At 32.2% G+C, this 18,207-nt stretch carries 18 protein-coding genes; 8 read left to right on the forward strand and 10 right to left on the reverse strand.

Annotation, left to right across the window (positions count from 1 at the left end; translation table 11 throughout):
- Positions 1-26: 26 nt before the first annotated feature.
- Positions 27-1,379 (reverse strand): sensor histidine kinase, encoded by a 1,353-nt coding sequence (locus QYS47_RS09160; RefSeq protein WP_322345664.1) that lies wholly within the window; start codon positions 1,377-1,379, stop codon positions 27-29.
- 214 nt (positions 1,380-1,593) lie between these two features.
- Here QYS47_RS09160 and QYS47_RS09165 point away from each other — a divergent pair, with 214 nt between their 5' ends.
- Together QYS47_RS09165 and QYS47_RS09170 are read left to right on the forward strand one after the other, a co-directional pair.
- Positions 1,594-2,547, forward strand: a complete 954-nt coding sequence (locus QYS47_RS09165; protein WP_322345665.1) for a hypothetical protein — start codon at positions 1,594-1,596, stop codon at positions 2,545-2,547.
- 1 nt (position 2,548) lies between these two features.
- Positions 2,549-5,098, forward strand: a complete 2,550-nt coding sequence (locus QYS47_RS09170; protein ID WP_322345667.1) for a CHAT domain-containing protein — start codon at positions 2,549-2,551, stop codon at positions 5,096-5,098.
- A gap of 58 nt (positions 5,099-5,156) precedes the next feature.
- On the opposite strand, the gene rplI is transcribed toward QYS47_RS09170, so the two are convergent.
- The 3 genes from rplI to rpsF are packed head-to-tail and all read right to left on the reverse strand — an operon-like array spanning position 5,157 to position 6,251.
- Complete coding sequence (rplI, locus tag QYS47_RS09175) at positions 5,157-5,600, reverse strand: 50S ribosomal protein L9 (protein WP_308356848.1); 444 nt, start codon at positions 5,598-5,600, stop codon at positions 5,157-5,159.
- 25 nt (positions 5,601-5,625) lie between these two features.
- Complete coding sequence (gene rpsR / locus QYS47_RS09180) at positions 5,626-5,883, reverse strand: 30S ribosomal protein S18 (protein WP_013452439.1); 258 nt, start codon at positions 5,881-5,883, stop codon at positions 5,626-5,628.
- Complete coding sequence (gene rpsF / locus QYS47_RS09185; RefSeq protein ID WP_308356847.1) at positions 5,880-6,251, reverse strand: 30S ribosomal protein S6; 372 nt, start codon at positions 6,249-6,251, stop codon at positions 5,880-5,882. Before rpsF ends, rpsR begins: the two co-directional genes overlap by 4 nt.
- Positions 6,252-6,438: 187 nt before the next feature.
- Between rpsF and QYS47_RS09190 the strand changes: the two genes are divergently transcribed.
- The 3 genes from QYS47_RS09190 (at position 6,439) to QYS47_RS09200 (ending at position 9,111) form a co-directional block, all read left to right on the forward strand.
- Positions 6,439-6,831: a hypothetical protein gene (locus tag QYS47_RS09190; RefSeq protein WP_322345672.1), complete on the forward strand. Its 393-nt coding sequence runs from the start codon at positions 6,439-6,441 to the stop codon at positions 6,829-6,831.
- A 44-nt stretch (positions 6,832-6,875) separates the two neighbouring features.
- Positions 6,876-7,178, forward strand: coding sequence for a hypothetical protein (locus QYS47_RS09195; protein WP_322345674.1), 303 nt, complete (start codon positions 6,876-6,878; stop codon positions 7,176-7,178).
- 82 nt (positions 7,179-7,260) lie between these two features.
- Positions 7,261-9,111 carry a PAS domain-containing protein gene (locus QYS47_RS09200; protein ID WP_322345675.1) on the forward strand — a complete coding sequence of 617 codons (1,851 nt, stop codon included), beginning with the start codon at positions 7,261-7,263 and terminating at the stop codon, positions 9,109-9,111.
- A 6-nt stretch (positions 9,112-9,117) separates the two neighbouring features.
- On the opposite strand, the gene QYS47_RS09205 is transcribed toward QYS47_RS09200, so the two are convergent.
- Complete coding sequence (locus QYS47_RS09205; RefSeq protein WP_322345677.1) at positions 9,118-10,257, reverse strand: acyloxyacyl hydrolase; 1,140 nt, start codon at positions 10,255-10,257, stop codon at positions 9,118-9,120.
- A 50-nt stretch (positions 10,258-10,307) separates the two neighbouring features.
- Positions 10,308-11,240, reverse strand: coding sequence for a chromosome segregation protein SMC (locus QYS47_RS09210; protein ID WP_322345679.1), 933 nt, complete (start codon positions 11,238-11,240; stop codon positions 10,308-10,310).
- Between the two features lie 116 nt (positions 11,241-11,356).
- Here QYS47_RS09210 and QYS47_RS09215 point away from each other — a divergent pair, with 116 nt between their 5' ends.
- Positions 11,357-11,941, forward strand: a complete 585-nt coding sequence (locus QYS47_RS09215) for a methyltransferase domain-containing protein (RefSeq protein ID WP_308356840.1) — start codon at positions 11,357-11,359, stop codon at positions 11,939-11,941.
- Here the strand turns inward: QYS47_RS09215 and QYS47_RS09220 are convergent.
- On the reverse strand, positions 11,938-12,714 hold the full coding sequence (locus QYS47_RS09220; protein ID WP_322345681.1) for an O-methyltransferase: 777 nt from the start codon (positions 12,712-12,714) through the stop codon (positions 11,938-11,940). The genes QYS47_RS09215 and QYS47_RS09220 overlap by 4 nt on opposite strands.
- 1 nt (position 12,715) lies before the next feature.
- Positions 12,716-13,102 (reverse strand): Co2+/Mg2+ efflux protein ApaG, encoded by a 387-nt coding sequence (gene apaG / locus QYS47_RS09225; protein WP_302100440.1) that lies wholly within the window; start codon positions 13,100-13,102, stop codon positions 12,716-12,718.
- A gap of 117 nt (positions 13,103-13,219) precedes the next feature.
- Here apaG and ung point away from each other — a divergent pair, with 117 nt between their 5' ends.
- Positions 13,220-13,882: a uracil-DNA glycosylase gene (gene ung, locus QYS47_RS09230; RefSeq protein ID WP_322345684.1), complete on the forward strand. Its 663-nt coding sequence runs from the start codon at positions 13,220-13,222 to the stop codon at positions 13,880-13,882.
- 2 nt (positions 13,883-13,884) lie between these two features.
- Here the strand turns inward: ung and QYS47_RS09235 are convergent, their stop codons facing one another.
- Complete coding sequence (locus QYS47_RS09235; protein WP_322345686.1) at positions 13,885-15,324, reverse strand: leucine-rich repeat domain-containing protein; 1,440 nt, start codon at positions 15,322-15,324, stop codon at positions 13,885-13,887.
- Between the two features lie 169 nt (positions 15,325-15,493).
- On the opposite strand from QYS47_RS09235, the gene gyrB reads away from it, so the two are divergent.
- Entirely contained in the window at positions 15,494-17,455 is a 1,962-nt protein-coding gene (gene gyrB / locus QYS47_RS09240) for a DNA topoisomerase (ATP-hydrolyzing) subunit B (protein WP_308356836.1), read from the forward strand.
- Between the two features lie 40 nt (positions 17,456-17,495).
- Here gyrB and QYS47_RS09245 read toward each other — a convergent pair whose 3' ends face one another.
- On the reverse strand, positions 17,496-18,191 hold the full coding sequence (locus QYS47_RS09245) for an SIR2 family NAD-dependent protein deacylase (protein WP_322345688.1): 696 nt from the start codon (positions 18,189-18,191) through the stop codon (positions 17,496-17,498).
- Positions 18,192-18,207: the final 16 nt, after the last annotated feature.

Raw genomic sequence — 18,207 nt, forward strand, 5'->3', positions numbered from 1 at the left:
ATTATGAATGTAATAAACAGATAATTTTATGCGTAATCTTTACTTATTGTGAAATTAAAGCAGCTGCCTTTTCCTAATTGTGACTCAACCCATATATTTCCATTGTGCATCTCCACAATCTTTTTACAATTTGCAAGGCCTAATCCAGTCCCTGGGAATTTGTCTTTATGTAATCTATGGAATATTGAGAATATTTTCTCTTGGTGTTTTTCATCTATACCAATTCCGTTGTCACAAATTTTAAACTTCCAGTTTTTTGCGTCCTCCTCAACAGAGATATTGACTTCAACTTTGGTATTGATATCTTTAAATTTTATAGCATTTGAAATCAAATTCTGCATTAATTGCTTAAACTCAATTTCGTATCCAATGATTTCAGGTAGATTATCCACATGCTTGATAATAGCATTATTCTCCTTAATCAAAATATTTAAATCTTTCTTTAATTCTTCTATTATATCCTTAACATGAAAAGATGAGGTTTTCTTTTCTGACCCTATCTGAGCATATTCTAATAAGGAATCTAATAAGGTAGCCATTCTTACTGATGAGGTTTTAATATGTGATAAGAATTCCTGTGCCTGATCGGGTAAAGTGTCAGAGTATTTAGATATCGTTAGATGAGCAAAAGATTGCATAGATCTCAATGGTTCCTTTAAATCATGTGCGATGGTATGTGCAAATTTATTCAGCTCTTCATTTTTATCTCTAAGTGTTATTTGTGTAGTTTTTAATTGTTGGTTATCTGATTTAACTTGTTCATTTAAATTTTTTAATTGTTGGATTATCTTCTCAAGTTTTCTGAAAATAAGATCAATACAAACTACAATGGTAACTCCCAAAAAGATTGGATTTGAGGCTAAGCTCAACCAAGCAGCTGAACTTTCAATGTTGCCTATGTCTATACTTATATAATTTAATTCGAGGTTCAATCCAATTAGAAGTATGATAATTGTGTCTGCTGCTAACAAATAATATGCACAACGTGCAGAGTGAATTAGGCTGGATACAATTACCAAAACGAAGATGTAAATTATGCCTGGGCCTTCAATTTTTAAGGCAAAAAAAGTATACCAGGTAACTATAAATATGCTGAAAATGAATATTAGCTTTCTTGTATTAATGCTTAATTTTCTTAAAAAGCCGATAGCAACTAAAATAATGAATAGACCTACACATACATAAATTAGGTTTTTTATTTCAGGTAATTCAATTGAATAGATAAAGCCTGGAATAATAGATATTGGAGATAAAATTAAAAGAAAAAGCAGTATATAGTAGAATAATAGATTTCTATAATTAGATAAATCTACACCCTCATTCTGATGAGCAGAAATGGATTTCGCGAGCTTTATTTTTAAATTATTCCAAATATTCATTTACAATCAAACATGAGTAATCAAGGTTAACTATCTGATTACTAGTTTTTAATATAGCTATTAAGTTATATTAAGTAATAAAAGACAATAGTTTTTTATGTTTAACAGTCATTTTATTATTGTAAGGTTTGATTGAAATAATTATAGATTTTTTTCATGAATCTTATTTACAATTTAAGTAATTTGATTTTTAATAATTCACTAACAATGAACAATGATTAAGGAATGTAAGGTTATTTTGCTAATTCTATTTTTATTTCAGGCATTCTTAGGTCAAAGTCAAGGTTGTAGTGATGCAGGTTTTTGTACAATGGGGGCTATGAAACCTAGTCAAGATTTTAAAAATAATGTTCCTATTAAATTAAGATCAATCTCATTAGGTTTATATGAAGGACAAAGTAATACATCGGCAAATATTCGGGCAGTAATACTTGATTTTGGAATCATGATTGGTGACCGTTATGATTTACAAATAAAGGCACCTTATATGTATGTAAATGGTAATTTTGGTTCTACTCAAGGGATTGGCGATATTTCACTTAGTCTGACAAGAAATATTATTTCTAAACCCCAGTATAATATATTGGCTACAGTTGGTACTAAAATTCCAACCAATAATGCGACTAAGACTGTTGCTGAAAGATCAATGGTATTGCCTATGTATTACCAAACCTCTTTAGGAACTTATGATTTTGTAGCAGGTGCCTCTTTTTTAAATCGCAAATGGCTTTTTTCGTTCGGTTATCAACAGCCGCTTATCCATAAAAATGAAAATAATTTTATTGCTTCAGAAGAACTGTGGGGATGGTATGAAGGCGGAATGGATTATGTTATAAGACATGATGAAGGTCTATCTTTAAAAAGAGGCGCAGATATCATGATGAGATTTGAAAGGAATTTTAGGATGTCGCGCTTGAATTTTAACCTTGGATTACTACCCATTTACAGAATCACACATGATAAAGCTTTGAATGAGCAAGATGAGTATCAAATAATTGATGGAACTACCGGCTTGGCTTTATCTGGTTTAGTTGGTATCAGCTATAAGTTTAACGTATTATCAGGGTTAGATTTGATTTACGGTAAAAGTATTGTGCAGAGAGAGCAAAATCCTGATGGCTTAACAAGGCAATATGTCCTAAACCTTAATTACACCTATAATTTTTGAAATGAAAAAGCTGTTAGCAATACTCTTATTGATTATGATTTCATTTAGTAGTAATGCTCAGCGCTTATCTAATTTTTATATTGAGGTAATTCGGGAAAGCCGTGTAAAGAATATTGATTCGCTTATTACTAATATATCAAAGGATTCTATTTCAATTGAAACTGAATTATTATTGGCTGAATTGTTTTTTTTGAAAGGATTAAATGATAAATCTCAAGCATTTCACGACCAATTCTTTTCTAAAAATAAAATGATAGTGAAGCACTCAGAACCTGAAGTGTATGCCAGGTGGCTGAAGAACTATGGATTAATTCTATGGAATCAGGGAAAGAACCAGCAGGCAATAGAATATTTTCAACAATCTTTAAATACTTATAAAGGTATTAAAGGTATAGGCAAAGTTAATATTGCTGATTTATTAAATAATATGGGGTTAGTTTATGTAGATGATGATCCTGAGAAAGCAATTAATTATTACCACCAAGCTTTAATAATTTATGAGGAGAATATAACAGAGAATATTGATAAAATCATTCAAATATCGGTTAATATAAGTTTGGCAGAATCTAGGTTGGGAAATAGTATTAAGGCTTTAAAAGTTCTGAATTCAGCTTTAAGTGACTGGTCTGAAATACATGAAAAAGGGTTGCCAACTGAAGCCTTTATAAATTTAAATATCGGTAATATTTATCTAGCAGATCAACAATTTGTACTAGCGGGAGACTATTTAAATGAGGCGAAAGAGATTTACATCTCAAATTATGGGAGTAGAAATTCTGAATTAGCAAATGTATATTCAGCATTAGCCTCCTTAGGATTACAAAATCAGGATTATGAAAATGCAATTTTTAATATTCAAAAAGGATTGGAAGCGAATAGTTTTAGTTTTTCATCAAAGAACTATAAGTTAAATCCTGAAAAGAACGATGCCATAAGGATGAATGTACAATTATCCTTATTAACTCAAAAAGCTAATATATTAGAATCTTATTATTATGGTTTTTCATTAAATAATGATCATCTGATTATTGCTTTGAATACAATTGAGTTAGCTAATCAATTAATTGAGAACCTAAGAGTTAGTACACAAAATAAAAAGGATCAAATTCAATTGAGTAATGATGCCGCAGGCGTGTATGAATTAGGTCAGAGAATAACTTTACAACTTCATGAAGTAAGCCTTTTTGGTAATGAATATTTGAAGAAAGCTTTTCAATTTTCAGAGCAGTCAAAATCGTCATTGTTGAGGTTATCTGTAATAGAATCGGAAGCCAAAAGCTTTTCTGGTATTCCAGACGCCATGATTCAAAAAGAGGCTGATCTTACAGCTGATATGGCTTATTTAAGTACTCAAATATCACTGGAAACCAATATATCTGAATTAGATCAATTGAAGGGGAAATATTTTAATCTAAATCAGGAATATGAGAGCTTTATTAGTGAATTAGAAGTAAATTATCCTAGATATTTTCAACTAAAACATAAAAATAAGAAGAATAGCGTAGAGCAGATTCAAAGTTCTATGCCTGAAAATACTGCTATTATTGAATATTCTAACTTGAATAGTACTGATCAAACGATTCAATACATTCTCACTTCAAATTCAATTACTTTTAATAGGGTTTATAATAATGATGAGCTTTTAAAGTATTTAAGAGCCTATAGAAATACTTTAAATTATAATCTTAAATCTAGTTTCTGTAAGATTTCTCATATATTATATGATCACTTATTTCCCTCAAAACTGGATAAAAATTTAAATAAGCTTATAGTTATTCCTGATGGAGAATTATCAACTATTCCATTTGAAGCATTAATCTCGAAAAAATCAAAAAGTGATGATTATTACGCTCAAGAGTATTTAATAAATAAGTATGAGCTAGAATATTCATATACAGCAGCATTGTATATGAACAAAATAAGTGATTCATATTCTGATAATGCATTGTTAATTTCTCCGGTTGAGTTTGGTGGTCAAATAGCAAATTTACCAGGTACTGAGGCAGAAAGTCAATATTTTACGCAATGGTGTGATCAAAAATCAATACCAGTTAATTCATTGTTACGTAATAATGCTACTAAAGAAAATTTCAAATCTGCGGACTTAAATGATTATAGATATATTCATTTGGCTACTCATGGCACAGTAGATTTGGAAACACCGGATTTGTCAGGAGTATATTTTAAGCCAACTGAGTTGAAGTCAGAACAGAACATATTATATGTGGGTGAAATTTACGGATTAGACATTAATGCAGAACTGGTTGTACTATCAGCTTGTGAAACCGGATTAGGACAAATAAATAGGGGAGAAGGGGTGATGGGCTTGGGGCAAGCTTTTGCTTATTCAGGTGCTAGTAACTTAATTCTTTCATTATGGAAAGTGGCGGATAAATCTACTTCTCTATTAATGCAAAATTTCTATCAGGAAGATTTAAAGCAATCAAAGCCTTCATTTTCAAAATCATTACAGTTAGCAAAAATAAATATGATTAATTCAGATTATAGTGCTCCGTACTATTGGGCTCCTTTTGTTCTATGGAAAAAGTGAAGACACAAAAAAAGCCTTTTGAGTAAACAAAAGGCTTTCAATTGTTATTTTAATTAGCTTACTCTGATTCTACTACTAAAGAGATTTCTTTCTTTACTTCTTTGTGTAAATCGATATTAGCTGAATACTCACCTAATTGCTTGATATCTCCTGAAATTGCAATTTTCTTTCTATCGATATCAAAACCTTTTTCTTTCAAAGCATCAGCAATTTGTAGCGTAGTAACGGCTCCAAATATCTTACCGCTTTCACCAGCTTTTGTTTTGATATTCAATGTTAAGTCGCCAATTTTTTGAGCTATCTCTTCAGCATCTTTTTTCAATTTTGCTGCTTTGTGAGCTGCTTGACGAATGTTCTCAGCAATTTTCTTTTGATTTGAATTATTAGCAATAATTGCATAACCCTGAGGGATTAAGTAATTTCTGCCATATCCGGGCTTTACAGTTACTGTATCATTTTTATAGCCCAATCCATTTATATCTTGTGTTAAGATTACTTCCATTTTCTGATAAATTTTTTTGGGTTAATTATTTTAATGAATCAGTAACATAAGGTAAAAGGGCAATATGTCTTGCTCTTTTTACAGCTTGTGCCACTTTCTTTTGATATTTAGCACTAGTACCCGTGATTCTGCTTGGTAATAATTTACCTTGCTCATTCACAAACTTCAATAAGAAGTTAGGATCTTTATAATCAATATATTTGATACCGTATCTTTTGAAACGGCAATATTTCTTCTGATTATCTTGCTTTTTCTGGTTTATTGGCTCGTTATGAAGTGTCATTTCGCTACCTCCTCTTTTTGTTCTTTAGACTTGTTAAATGCGCCTTTTCTGCGTCTTTCTCCGTATTCTATAGCATGCTTATCTAAAGCTACTGTTAAGAATCTCATGATTTTTTCGTCTCTTCTATACTCCAACTCCAGTGCAGCAACAACTTCAGGTGTAGCCTTAAATTCAATTAGGTTGTAGAAACCAGTACTTTTATGCTGAATAGGGTAAGCTAATTTTTTTAAGCCCCATTGTTCAACATTAATGATTTCTGCCTTTTTGTCTTCTAAGACTTTTCTGAACTTGTCGACAGCATCCTTCATCTGAGCATCAGATAAAACGGGAGTAAGTATGAATACCGTCTCGTAATTTTTCAATTGCATTTTGTATTTGTTTATTTTGAAGCGCAAAAATAGTGATAAACTTTAAATGGCACAAATATTAACATAAAGTTTATTTATTATTTTGTTAGTGCATTGCAACCTTTATGGTCATCCAGCTGTCATGTAATGAGAGATGATTCGAATGAAATATATATTATTATTTGTCAGCTTGACTATGTTTTCTTGTATGGACTTAGAAAATATGGATCAAAGTCTTTGTGTACCAGTTGTTTGTGGGGAAATTCAAAATAATAAAGCGAACTTTGCTTTGTATAATGACACTGACATAGATTTTGATTCCTTTTATTATGATATCGGTGGTTATAACGATTCCATAGATTTCTTTCCTTTGGATCAATATACTTGCTGGGTGAATACAGATACTCTAAATATATCCTATTTTGTTGCAAAAGGGAAGATAAATAATCAAGATTATACTTCAGACACCTTATGGATGCAAGAAAATGCCAGAGCATATACTAGCGGTACCTTTGTTTTAGAGATTTACAAAGTTGAATCATCTAACAAACTAGAATTTCAATTTGAAGATGATTATCAAGGAGAATGTAAAGACTTGTAACTTTTGTTAATAACATTTTCTTATGTATTCCAGTTTTTTATGGTATGATAAGAAAACTGATTATTCTATTCATTCTTTTATTGATCATTATTATAGCAACAGTTCCTAATCAAAAAGCCTATTTTGATAGAGTTGCTCATGATTATGGAAGTATCCATAATAATTCTTCCATCACTTCTGAAATGATTAAAGAAATGGGTCATTTTAAATATCAAAACTGGTTTCTTTACAGTGAATTTGAATATCAATTTGGTAATATTTCGGTTTCGTATTTTGGTTTCTTAAACATAATTATCTTTAAGAATTCTAAGACAGTTGCTTCAAAAAAGCCCACATTTACAGTATAATGACCGTATATGTTACATCGTCTTTTTACAGCAAGTATATTTTCCATAGTTTTATGTTTTAAAACTATCTTTTAAAGAAAATATGAACATTTTTTCCCGATTGCAGCATATTGGTGTTGATGAAGCATATACTGAGTATGTAAACAGTAAAATAAAATTGAGTAATGTGGTTGCTCTTTTCAATTTACTATTAGTAGCAATTCCATTTTCTTTTATTTCTTTTATTCATGTTCCAAATTTAGCCTTTATACCATTATTAGGAATAGTTGCTGTTGCATTAACTTGGGTATTAAATTATAGTAAAGCTATTTATCTTGCCAGGATTATTTCTGCTATCTCCCCTTTATTTTTAACAGCCCTTTTCACAATTTATCTGGTAGATGAAGGAGAAAATATACCTTTGGTTTTGGCTCTTTTTATGTTAGTCTTTTCACTTGTTCCGTTTTTAGTTTTTGATATTAGGGAAAAGTCATATTTGATCTTTTCAGCAAGTTTTAACTTTTTAGTTTTTGTAACAATTGAAAGTTCATTGGCCTTCTTCACTGAAGGTTTTGATGATTCATTCATTACGGAAGGTTTTTTATATTCTATAAATTTTACAGTCTCCATCTTATTAGCTTTTCTTATTGTATTTATGATGGCTTACATCAATTATCGAGCAGAATTGAAGAGTCAGCAACTGATTGAAGATAATGAAAAGCAAACAAAAGAGCTTCATGATTCTGAAAATGAATTAAAACAGAATTTAGAAGAAGTTAGAAAGTCACAAGAAGAGGAAAAGAATAGAGCTTGGGTTACGGAAGGATTAGGAAGGATAAATAATTTAACACGTCAACACGATGATCCTGAGGTATTATCTAAGGAGGTGATAAGTGAGATTGTTAAATACAGTGGTGCGAATCAAGGTGCATTATATTTAGTTGAAAAGGAAGAGGAAGATTCAGAACCTTATCTTGAAATGAAATCGGCTTTTGCATTTGGTAGAAGAAAGAAAATAAAAGATAAGGTAAAAGTAGGGGAAGGATTGATTGGGCAATGCTATTTGGAGAAGGATATGATTTTTCTTACAGAAGTTCCAGATGATTTTGTGAGAATAAAAAGTGGTCTTGGAGATGCCCCTCCAAAAAATATCGTCATTATGCCCATGATGACTAATGAGAAAATAGAGGGGATTTTAGAAATTGCTTCATTTGAAATTTTGGAAGATTATAAAGTTGACTACTTGAAGAAGCTAGGGGAAAGCTTGGCTACTTCTTTTAGCTTAAATAAAATTAATGCAAATACTAAACGTCTTTTAGAGCTTTCACAAGAACAAGAGGAGCAGATGAGATCTCAAGCTGAGGAACTTCATCAAAATATGGAGGAATTACAAGCAACTCAGGAAGAGATGGAAAGAAAAAATAAAGAAACTGAGGAGCAGAATCAGCAATTACAGCAACAAGAAGAAGAACTGAGACAAAATATGGAAGAATTGAGTGCTCAGTCCGATGAGATGGAGAAGCAAATGCATGAGATGGAGAAAATGCAAGCTGAAATGCAAGCTCGAGAGCAGATACTAAATGAATCTACTATTGTTTCAGAAGCTGATTTATTTGGTACTATTACTTATGTGAATCAAAAGCTTATTGATACTGCCAAATACAGCAGAGAAGAAATGATCGGGAAACCGCATAGTATATTTAGACATCCTGATATGCCATCAGAAGTCTATAAACTATTATGGGATACAATTAAGTCAGGTAATGTATTCAGAGGGATCGTAAAGAATAAAGCAAAGGATGGTTCAGTTTATTGGGTAGATGCGGTTATCTCTCCAGTACTTGATGCTGAAGGTAAGCCCAAAAAATACGTAGGGGTTCGATATGTGATTGAACAAGAAGAAATAGCTCAAAAACTATTTGATGAACAACTCAAAAAATTAGGATTGAAATAACAACATCTACTTAAAACTGTAAACATATCCCAAGCTTGCTTCTGAAAAGTCAGCTTGTCCGAAATTCGCATTAATATGAGCCGAGAAGTACACATTATGTTTCGGTTTTTTTGCAGTGTTTATTAAATATAATTTCAGTCCCATTCTACTAGGGAATATTTTCTTTAGCGTGTATTTAATACTTTCAGTATTTTCAAATTCCTTTGAGAAATGATAGTAAAAAGGTTTTGAGAGGTTAATTCCTCCTTCAATTGAAAGCCCAATATGGTAAATCAAATATTCGACTCCCATCATAAAAAAATGATTGTTAGGATGAACATTTAAAGCTTGTAACTCTGGGCTATTTTTAATTGAATCCGCATAATGCTGATAGTGTCTAGTACCAAAACCTGCGTACCATCTGAAATGTTCTTTGAAAGTGAAACCGACTCCAATGCTTTGACTAAAGACTAATTTTTTTTCCCCACCAACCGGTTTCGTGGTACCTCCAAATTCATGTATCCCAATTCCGCTTCTTGATTTTATAAATGCTGATCTGCTTCTGTCTGTTTTTTGCTTGCCTGGCATTGAGGTTTTTAATTCGGATGGAATAATAGTAATGGAAAGAATAGCTGAATTTAGTCCATAATTGGGCAGTTGTGTATGTCCGTTAGAAGAATGGCGGTAACCAAAGCCAATTCTCAAATCATTTTCCTCAAATAATTTAAATGACCGATAATACATCCAATTAAAAGCCCAATTAAAGTGGCTTCCAATAGATTGATTTCTTTCATCTTGCCTGTAAGTCTTAGTGAAGTAGGATGTACCAATGCCCCATTGAAACATACCCTTTTTCATTCTTAATCCTAGCACAGGCATCAAATTGAATTCATTTCCATATACCTGTGGATTACCAAGACGGTAGACTCCTGCTTGCAGACCCAATAATGGTTTGTTATAATACCGATTTGTTGGTGTATTCGATTCTGCACTTTTGTAATAAGTTACAGCTCCACCGACTTTCATACCAAATGAAGGTGCTTTAAGATAATTAGGAACTATCGATCCAACCATAAGTTCTGGAACAATAAAATGTTTGTCTTCTTGGGCAAAAGAACTAAAACAGATCGTTAGTGCTATTATTAGAGTTAAGGATTTAAATCTCATTGAAAAATGGAAACAAAAAGCAGAAGTGGATGACTAGATTAAAACAAGTTTTAATTCACTACGAATTTTTCTTTACCAATTAAATAATCATCAGCGTATAACTCAACTTGATAAGCTCCTTCTTCATATTCTTCGCCTCTGTCATAAATAAATGAAAGCTCCTGCTGAGTATTATCAAATAAAATTTCCTGCTTAGCCGTATAAAACATTTCCTTTCCGTCAATCATGAACGAGCCAGATCCGGTAGCTACATCAAACAAAGCATTTCCAATAGGATTGATAACTCTTAAGATAATATCTTTTCCTTCCGGCTGCGCTACATTATTCTCCGCCAGATTAAATTTTATTCTAAGCTTCTCAATATGACGAGGTTTATACTCCAAATCTGCTCGTTCTTTACCTCTGCTATTGATGGCTATAACCTTAATATTTTCAGCTTTTAATCGAGAAGCAAGCTCAACTTTATCTTGTAATTCCTCTCTGTTGTTTTTAAGTCTGGAGATGCTATCATTTAAAACATTCTTTTCAGTCTTTAAATCAGTATTCTCGGAAAGTAGTTGCTCATTAATAGCTTCAAGCTTTTTTATTTTCTCGTCTTGAAGATTTAATAATTCTTCATAACCACTAACCTTGTCTCTATATCTTTGAATTTGGTTAGCTGCCCAGTTATTGGATTGCTTTAATTCTTCTTTTTCAGCTTCAAGATTTTTTCTGATTAATTGTAATTCAGAAATATCACCACCTAATGTTTCAATTTCAGCAATTTTCTGATCTAATTGACTGCTGATACTATCAAGATCAGAATAGGTTCTTTCCAGATTCTCTCTTAATTCTTCATTTTCTTTTTCTGAATCAAGATAAAACTTTACACCCACAACAACTGCTATTAACACGACCAATGCGATGATAATGATGTTTCTGTTCGAGCTTTTATTCTGATTTACAATCTCATTGTAATCTGACTTTTTTTGTTCTTCTGACATCTTAGATAGAAGTTTTTAATAAGTTTGCTGATGAATTTTACTAAATATACTACAAATAGTATATTTTCTTCGTTAAATACAAACTGCAAATTTAAACAAATATTATAGTTTACCGAATGGAGTTAAATGAATCTTATTGGACATCGAGATACCAGAATGATCAGACAGGCTGGGACATTGGATATGCATCCCCTGCGATAACGAATTTTATGAATCAGATTGAGAATAAAGATTCAAAAATTTTGATTCCGGGTTGTGGAAATGCATATGAAGCAAAATACTTGTGGGAAAATGGATTTAAAAATGTGTATTTACTTGATTTTTCGCCTATTCCATTAAAAAAGTTTGCGGAAGAAAATCCTGAATTCCCGAAAGAGCAGCTTTTAAATTTTAACTTTTTCAACCTTACTAAATCTTTTGATATTATTATTGAACAGACATTTTTTTGTGCATTGAATCCAGAATTAAGACCTCAATATGTTCAAAAAATGAAAGCGCTTTTAAGGCCGAATGGTATTTTATTTGGATTGCTATTTAATATTCCGTTGTTTGATGATCGTCCACCTTTTGGTGGTGAGAAAAGTGAATATGAAAAACTTTTCGAAAAGGAATTTCAAATTGAAATTATGGAGAAGTGTAAAAACTCAATTCCTGAAAGAGCAGGAAATGAACTTTTTTTTAAAGTGAGTCTAAGGAGCTAAAATTTTAAAATGTAATGCTGTTGGTTTAATTCAGGGTTGAAGAAGAGTAGTCCTGCATCAAATAAATCAATAGATGCTGATACCTTGTTATGTATCTTCAACTCATTCCATGCTTTATTCATTCCAGAAGACCAATGTATATCATCTAATATATATATAGAAGCAGCATGTAATTTAGGAGCAATTAGGTCAAAATACCGTATAGTAGCTTCATAAGTATGATTGGCATCAGCATAAACTAAGTCAATTTCAGTTAGATTATTTAACAATTCAGGAAGTGTATTGTCTATATTACCTTCATGAAAATTGATGTTTTCAAAGTTTTGATTCACATATTTTGCTATTTTTAAAGCATTTTGATCAGCTTCAAAACTATCTACTATAGACTGATTATTAGCAGAAGCCAAATAAGAAGTATTAATGCCCAGACTTGTACCAAGTTCAATGATCTGCTGAAAATCATAAAATTGAATAAGTTGGAATAAAAACTGTGAAAATTTAGAGCTGCTTAAACTATGCTTTGCAATTGAACTAATTCTACGCTTTGAGCTATTTTGAACTTTTGATCCCGCTCCTAAATCAAATATTTCTATTTCCTGAGAATTATTTAATAGTTCCTGTCTTTTAACTTCAATTGATGACCAATCAAGGTGTTTTTGTTTTGATTTGATCAGTTTTAAATAAAAATTATAGAAGAAAGGTGAATGTAAAGAGTGTTCGTCAGTTTGTAAATGAAAATACTTGATGTATTCTTTGAATAGAAAGAAATTCAATTTAATTCAATTTATAAGGTGCTATCATTACAAATTCAGGAATTCTTACTTCGATTAGTTGCCCATCAAGCATTCTTTCCATTTGATAATAGCCATGCATTTTACCGAATGGTGATTTTAAATTGCATCCGGAAACGTAGGTGTGTTTTTGACCAGGTTCTAGTATAGGTTGTTGTCCAATTACGCCTTCTCCTTCAACTTCCTTAATAGCATTTGCAGCATCATGGATATACCATTGTCTTCTTAGTAATTGTACTGTCTGATCCCCTTTATTTTCAATTATTACCTTGTATGTGAATACATAATGGAACTGCACCGGACTGCTATATTCTGGCTGGAATTCTGTTTCCACACTAACATGTATGCCTTTTGTGATTGACTGAACCATATTGTAAATATAATTAAATCAACGAATCTAATGTATTAATAGTTTAAGGATTTATTACATATTAATAAAACTGTTGCCTTTTTACATCTTTTTTTAAATTTGAAAAAATTTAAATCCATGAACGTAAAACTAGAAGAAAGTTGGAAGAAAAGATTATTGGAGGAATTTGAAAAACCTTATTTTCATCAATTGGTAGAATTTGTAAAAGCTGAATATGCTAATAATACTATCTATCCACCAGCGAAAGAAATCTTTAAAGCATTTGATAGTTGTTCATTCGATGATATAAAAGTAGTTATAATAGGTCAAGACCCTTATCATGGACCTGGTCAGGCAAATGGATTATGTTTCTCGGTTCGTCCTGGAGTACCTATGCCACCATCATTAGTCAATATTTTTAAGGAACGAAAATCTGATTTGGGAAAGGCAATGCCTCCAAATGGTGATTTAACCAATTGGGCAGAGCAAGGCGTTTTGCTTTTAAATGCTACTTTAACAGTTGCTGCAAAATCTCCAGGTTCACATCAGAAAAAAGGCTGGGAAGAATTTACAGATGCAGTAATACAAAAGCTTTCAGATGAAAAAGAAAATATAGTGTTCATATTGTGGGGTGCTTATGCTCAGAAAAAAGGAGCTGTTATCGACCGAGAGAAGCACTTTGTGATTGAATCCCCGCATCCTTCTCCATTTGCTGCCCACAGAGGTTTTTTTGGTTCAAAACCATTCAGCAAAGCTAATGAATATCTAAAATCACAAAATCTTTCTACTATCGATTGGTGATTTTATTCAAGGTCGATGCTGACTTTTACACCTTTTTTTTGAAGTGATTCTAATGTGTTTTTAATATCATTAGCCTCAGCTTTGTCAGTGGCTAAAAAGGTTATGCCCTTCATCCATAAATATTTCAAATTTTCAAGTTGTAATATTTCTTTAGGTAATTTTTCAATTTCATTATTCGAAACATCTAAATCTTCTAGTTTTCGATAATTTAGAACGAATTCAGGAAAACCTTGAAAGTAATTATTCTGAATATGGAAATCAGTAATATGTTCCAAATTTCCAATAGATTGAGGTAAGTAAGAGACTCGATTATGGTGAATGTAGAATTCCTTTAAAGATCTTAATTTCCCAACACTTTCAGGGATGCTATAAAATTTATTGTGTGCAATATATAGCCTTTCTAATTTAGTTAATTCACCTAATTGAGATGGAAGCTTTTCAATTTCATTATAGTATAAATCCAATTCTATTAAATTATTAAGGTTGAAAATGAAAGGAGGGATGCTGTCTAATTCATTTTTGTAAAATGATAATATTTCCAGATTAGTTAAAGTACCTAAAGCAAGATCAATATTTTCACTTACTATATCATTTTCAGCTAGCTGAAGGTCCGTTAGGTCTTTAAAATAGCCAATTTCCTGATCAACAGATTGAAGGTTGTTAAAAGATAATATCAGATGCCCTAAGCTGTGAACCGTATCTTTTGCTAAATTTTTAATAGAAATTGAGTTCTTAGACAGATTTAAATGGTCTAATTTTTTAAACTTTTCAAAATTGAATTTTGTATCAGGGGCAAAGTCATTTTGGACTAAATCAACTTCTATTAAATTTTTTAATTTATAAAAATGAGGTGCAGGAGAGTAGGGACTGTCGCGAAATACAAATTTCTCAATATTATCATTCTTAGCAAATTTGAGTTTTACACCAGGTGCATGATTGTATACTCTTATTGTTTTTAGACTGTCTAAACCAAAAACTTTCCAGTTTAGCATCCATGGGATTTTCCTAATATTGGTCCCTACAAGTTCAATTTCTTTTAGGTTTTTACATTTTATAATTCTTAATAAAGGAAGTTTAGTATTGGATTTTCCAGATATTGAAAGCTGCGTTATAGAATCGTATTGATTCGTTTCGTTAAGCTCTTTAAGAGAAGTAAATTCTTTATTGGGTGAATGGGTTGAGTATGAAAATTTAGGGATAGACCTTATTATTTTTAAAGCAGAGTCATAAGGGATATATTTATCGGACTCTAGATAGCTACTATCTACCAAAACTCTTTTTACCGCTCCATTTTCAACCGAAAATGAGTAACCTTTACTCAGTATTAAGCTGTAGTGTCTATAGTCAAGTGAATCTTGTTTAGAATAAAACTTATGCTGGCTTAAAGTATTGAAAGTCAATATTAACTGAGCGGATATAAGTAGAAGGATAATTCTATACATAGGAAATTTCAGTCAATTAAAAACTAAATATATAGTTAATTTATTGTTTTGGCAATATAAATTTTAAATTATGTTAGAGAACATTATCATTAAAATGCTGAAAAAACACTTAATAAAGCTATCAAAATCCATTAAATTAACCTATTTTTGACCTTTTGGTAAAAACACTATGAGTACAGAAAAAGATAATAAGAACAAAGATTATTCAGCGGGTAATATTACCGTTTTAGAGGGACTAGAAGCAGTAAGAAAGAGACCAGCCATGTACATTGGTGATGTAGGGATTAAAGGACTTCATCATATGATCTGGGAGGTTGTTGATAATTCTATTGATGAAGCAATGGCAGGGCATTGTTCTCAGATTATTGTGGAAATCAATACCGATAATTCAATTGACGTAGTTGATGATGGTAGAGGTATCCCAGTGGACATGCACGAGAAAGAAGGGAAATCGGCTCTAGAAGTAGTTATGACTGTACTACACGCTGGTGGTAAATTTGACAAAGATACTTACAAAGTTTCTGGTGGTCTTCACGGTGTTGGGGTTTCCTGTGTGAATGCTCTATCTTCTCATTTAAAAGCTACTGTATACAGTAGAGATGGAAAGATATACCAACAAGAATATCAAAAAGGGGTTCCAGATTATCCCGTAAAACCCGTTGGTGAAACCGACATTACAGGTACTAGAATCCATTTTAAGCCAGATACGGATATATTCACAGAATCAGTTTATAAATATGATACCATAGCCACTCGTTTAAGAGAGTTAGCGTATTTGAATGCGGGTATCAAAATTAAATTAATCGATAATCGAGAAAAAGACGAAGAAGGTAACATTAAAGAAGAGGATTTCTTCTCTGAAGGTGGACTTTTGGAATTTGTTGATTATTTGGACGCTGGTAGAGAAAAGCTGATTCCTCAACCTGTTTACATGGAAGGTGAGAAAAATGGTGTACCTGTTCAGGTTGCCATGAACTATAATACATCCTATACTGAGAATGTAGTTTCATATGTAAACAACATTAATACTCATGAAGGAGGTACTCACGTTTCAGGTTTTAGAAGAGCTTTAACCAGAACGTTAAAGTCTTATGCTGATAAGTCTGGATTATTAGATAAGCAAAAAATAGAAATTGCAGGGGATGATTTTAGAGAAGGTTTAACTGCAATTATCTCCGTTAAAGTAGCAGAACCACAATTCGAAGGGCAAACAAAAACCAAATTAGGTAATTCAGATGTAATGGGTGCCGTAGAAACCTGCGTTGCCGAAACATTACAATATTTCTTAGAGGAGAACCCTAAGGAAGCTAAAATGATAGTTCAAAAAGTTATTTTGGCAGCTCAAGCCCGACATGCCGCTCGTAAAGCGCGTGAAATGGTGCAGCGTAAAAATGTGATGTCAGGTACTGGTTTACCGGGTAAATTAGCTGATTGTTCTGAAAAGGATCCGAGCATGTGTGAGATTTATTTAGTTGAGGGTGATTCAGCTGGTGGATCTGCTAAGCAGGGGCGTGATCGTAATTTTCAAGCAATACTACCATTGAAAGGTAAAATCTTAAATGTAGAAAAAGCACAAGAGCATAAAATCTACGATAATGATGAGATTAAAAATATCTTAACTGCGCTAGGCGTACGTTTTGGAACAGAAGATGATGAAAAAGCTTTAAATCTTGAGAAACTAAGATATCACAAAATTGTAATTATGACGGATGCTGATATCGATGGATCACACATCAGAACGTTAATCTTAACGCTTTTCTTCCGTTATATGAGAGAATTGATTGAGAAAGGCTATATCTATATCGCGCAACCTCCTTTATATTTGATTAAAAGAGGTAAAACAGAACGATACGTTTTTACAGAAGATGAAAGAGTAGAAGCAGTTAAAGAAATATCTCCTGATGGAACTGAAGGTGCAGTACACTTACAACGTTACAAAGGTTTGGGTGAAATGAATCCTGAGCAGTTATGGAATACCACTATGGATCCTACACAACGAAAAATGAAACAAGTTTCCATTGAATCAGCAGCTGAAGCAGATCATTTGTTTAGTATGTTGATGGGGGATGAGGTTCCACCTAGAAGAGATTTTATTGAGAAAAATGCAAAATATGCGAAAGTTGATGTTTAAACAATTCGCCTAATTTAATATTAAAGCCTGAACCAGCAGTTCAGGCTTTTTTGTTTACTAATTCTTTATACAATTCTCTCATCCCCTCAACCGCTCCTTTTGCAATAGCAGTTATTTGATTGTTGCCATAATAATCGGGTGTGCTCGGGTCTACCACATAAATGGGTACATGAGGTCCTACTTGGTGGATCAAGCCTGCGGCAGGATAAACTTTTAGCGAAGTACCGACAACTAAGAAAATATCAGCTTCTGATGCAATTTGAGCTGCTGGCTCAATCAGAGGCACCATTTCACCAAACCAAACAATATGAGGTCTTAATTGCGAACCTTTTTCACATTGATCTCCTTCTTTTAATTCCCAATTGTCAAGCTCATAAATTAAAGTTTCATCGGCCGTACTTCTTGCTTTTTTGATTTCACCATGTAAGTGTAACACATTGCTTGAACCTCCTCTTTCGTGCAGATCATCAATATTCTGAGTGATGATTTCTACATTAAAATGATCTTCTAAATCAGCTAGAATTTTGTGCGCTTCATTAGCTTGCGATTCAAAAATTGCCTTTCTTCTTTGATTGTAAAAGTCTAAAACCAAAGCTCGATCTTTAGCCCAGCCTTGTGGGGAGGCCACTTCAGTAACATCATGTCCTTCCCATAATCCATCTTCTCCTCTAAAAGTTGGAATCCCACTTTCAGCACTTATTCCCGCTCCGGTTAAGACGACTAATTTCTTTTTCATAAATTTAAATTTAGTA

Origin of the sequence: Marivirga arenosa, from assembly GCF_030503875.2 — a bacterium.
Classification (GTDB): domain Bacteria; phylum Bacteroidota; class Bacteroidia; order Cytophagales; family Cyclobacteriaceae; genus Marivirga; species Marivirga arenosa.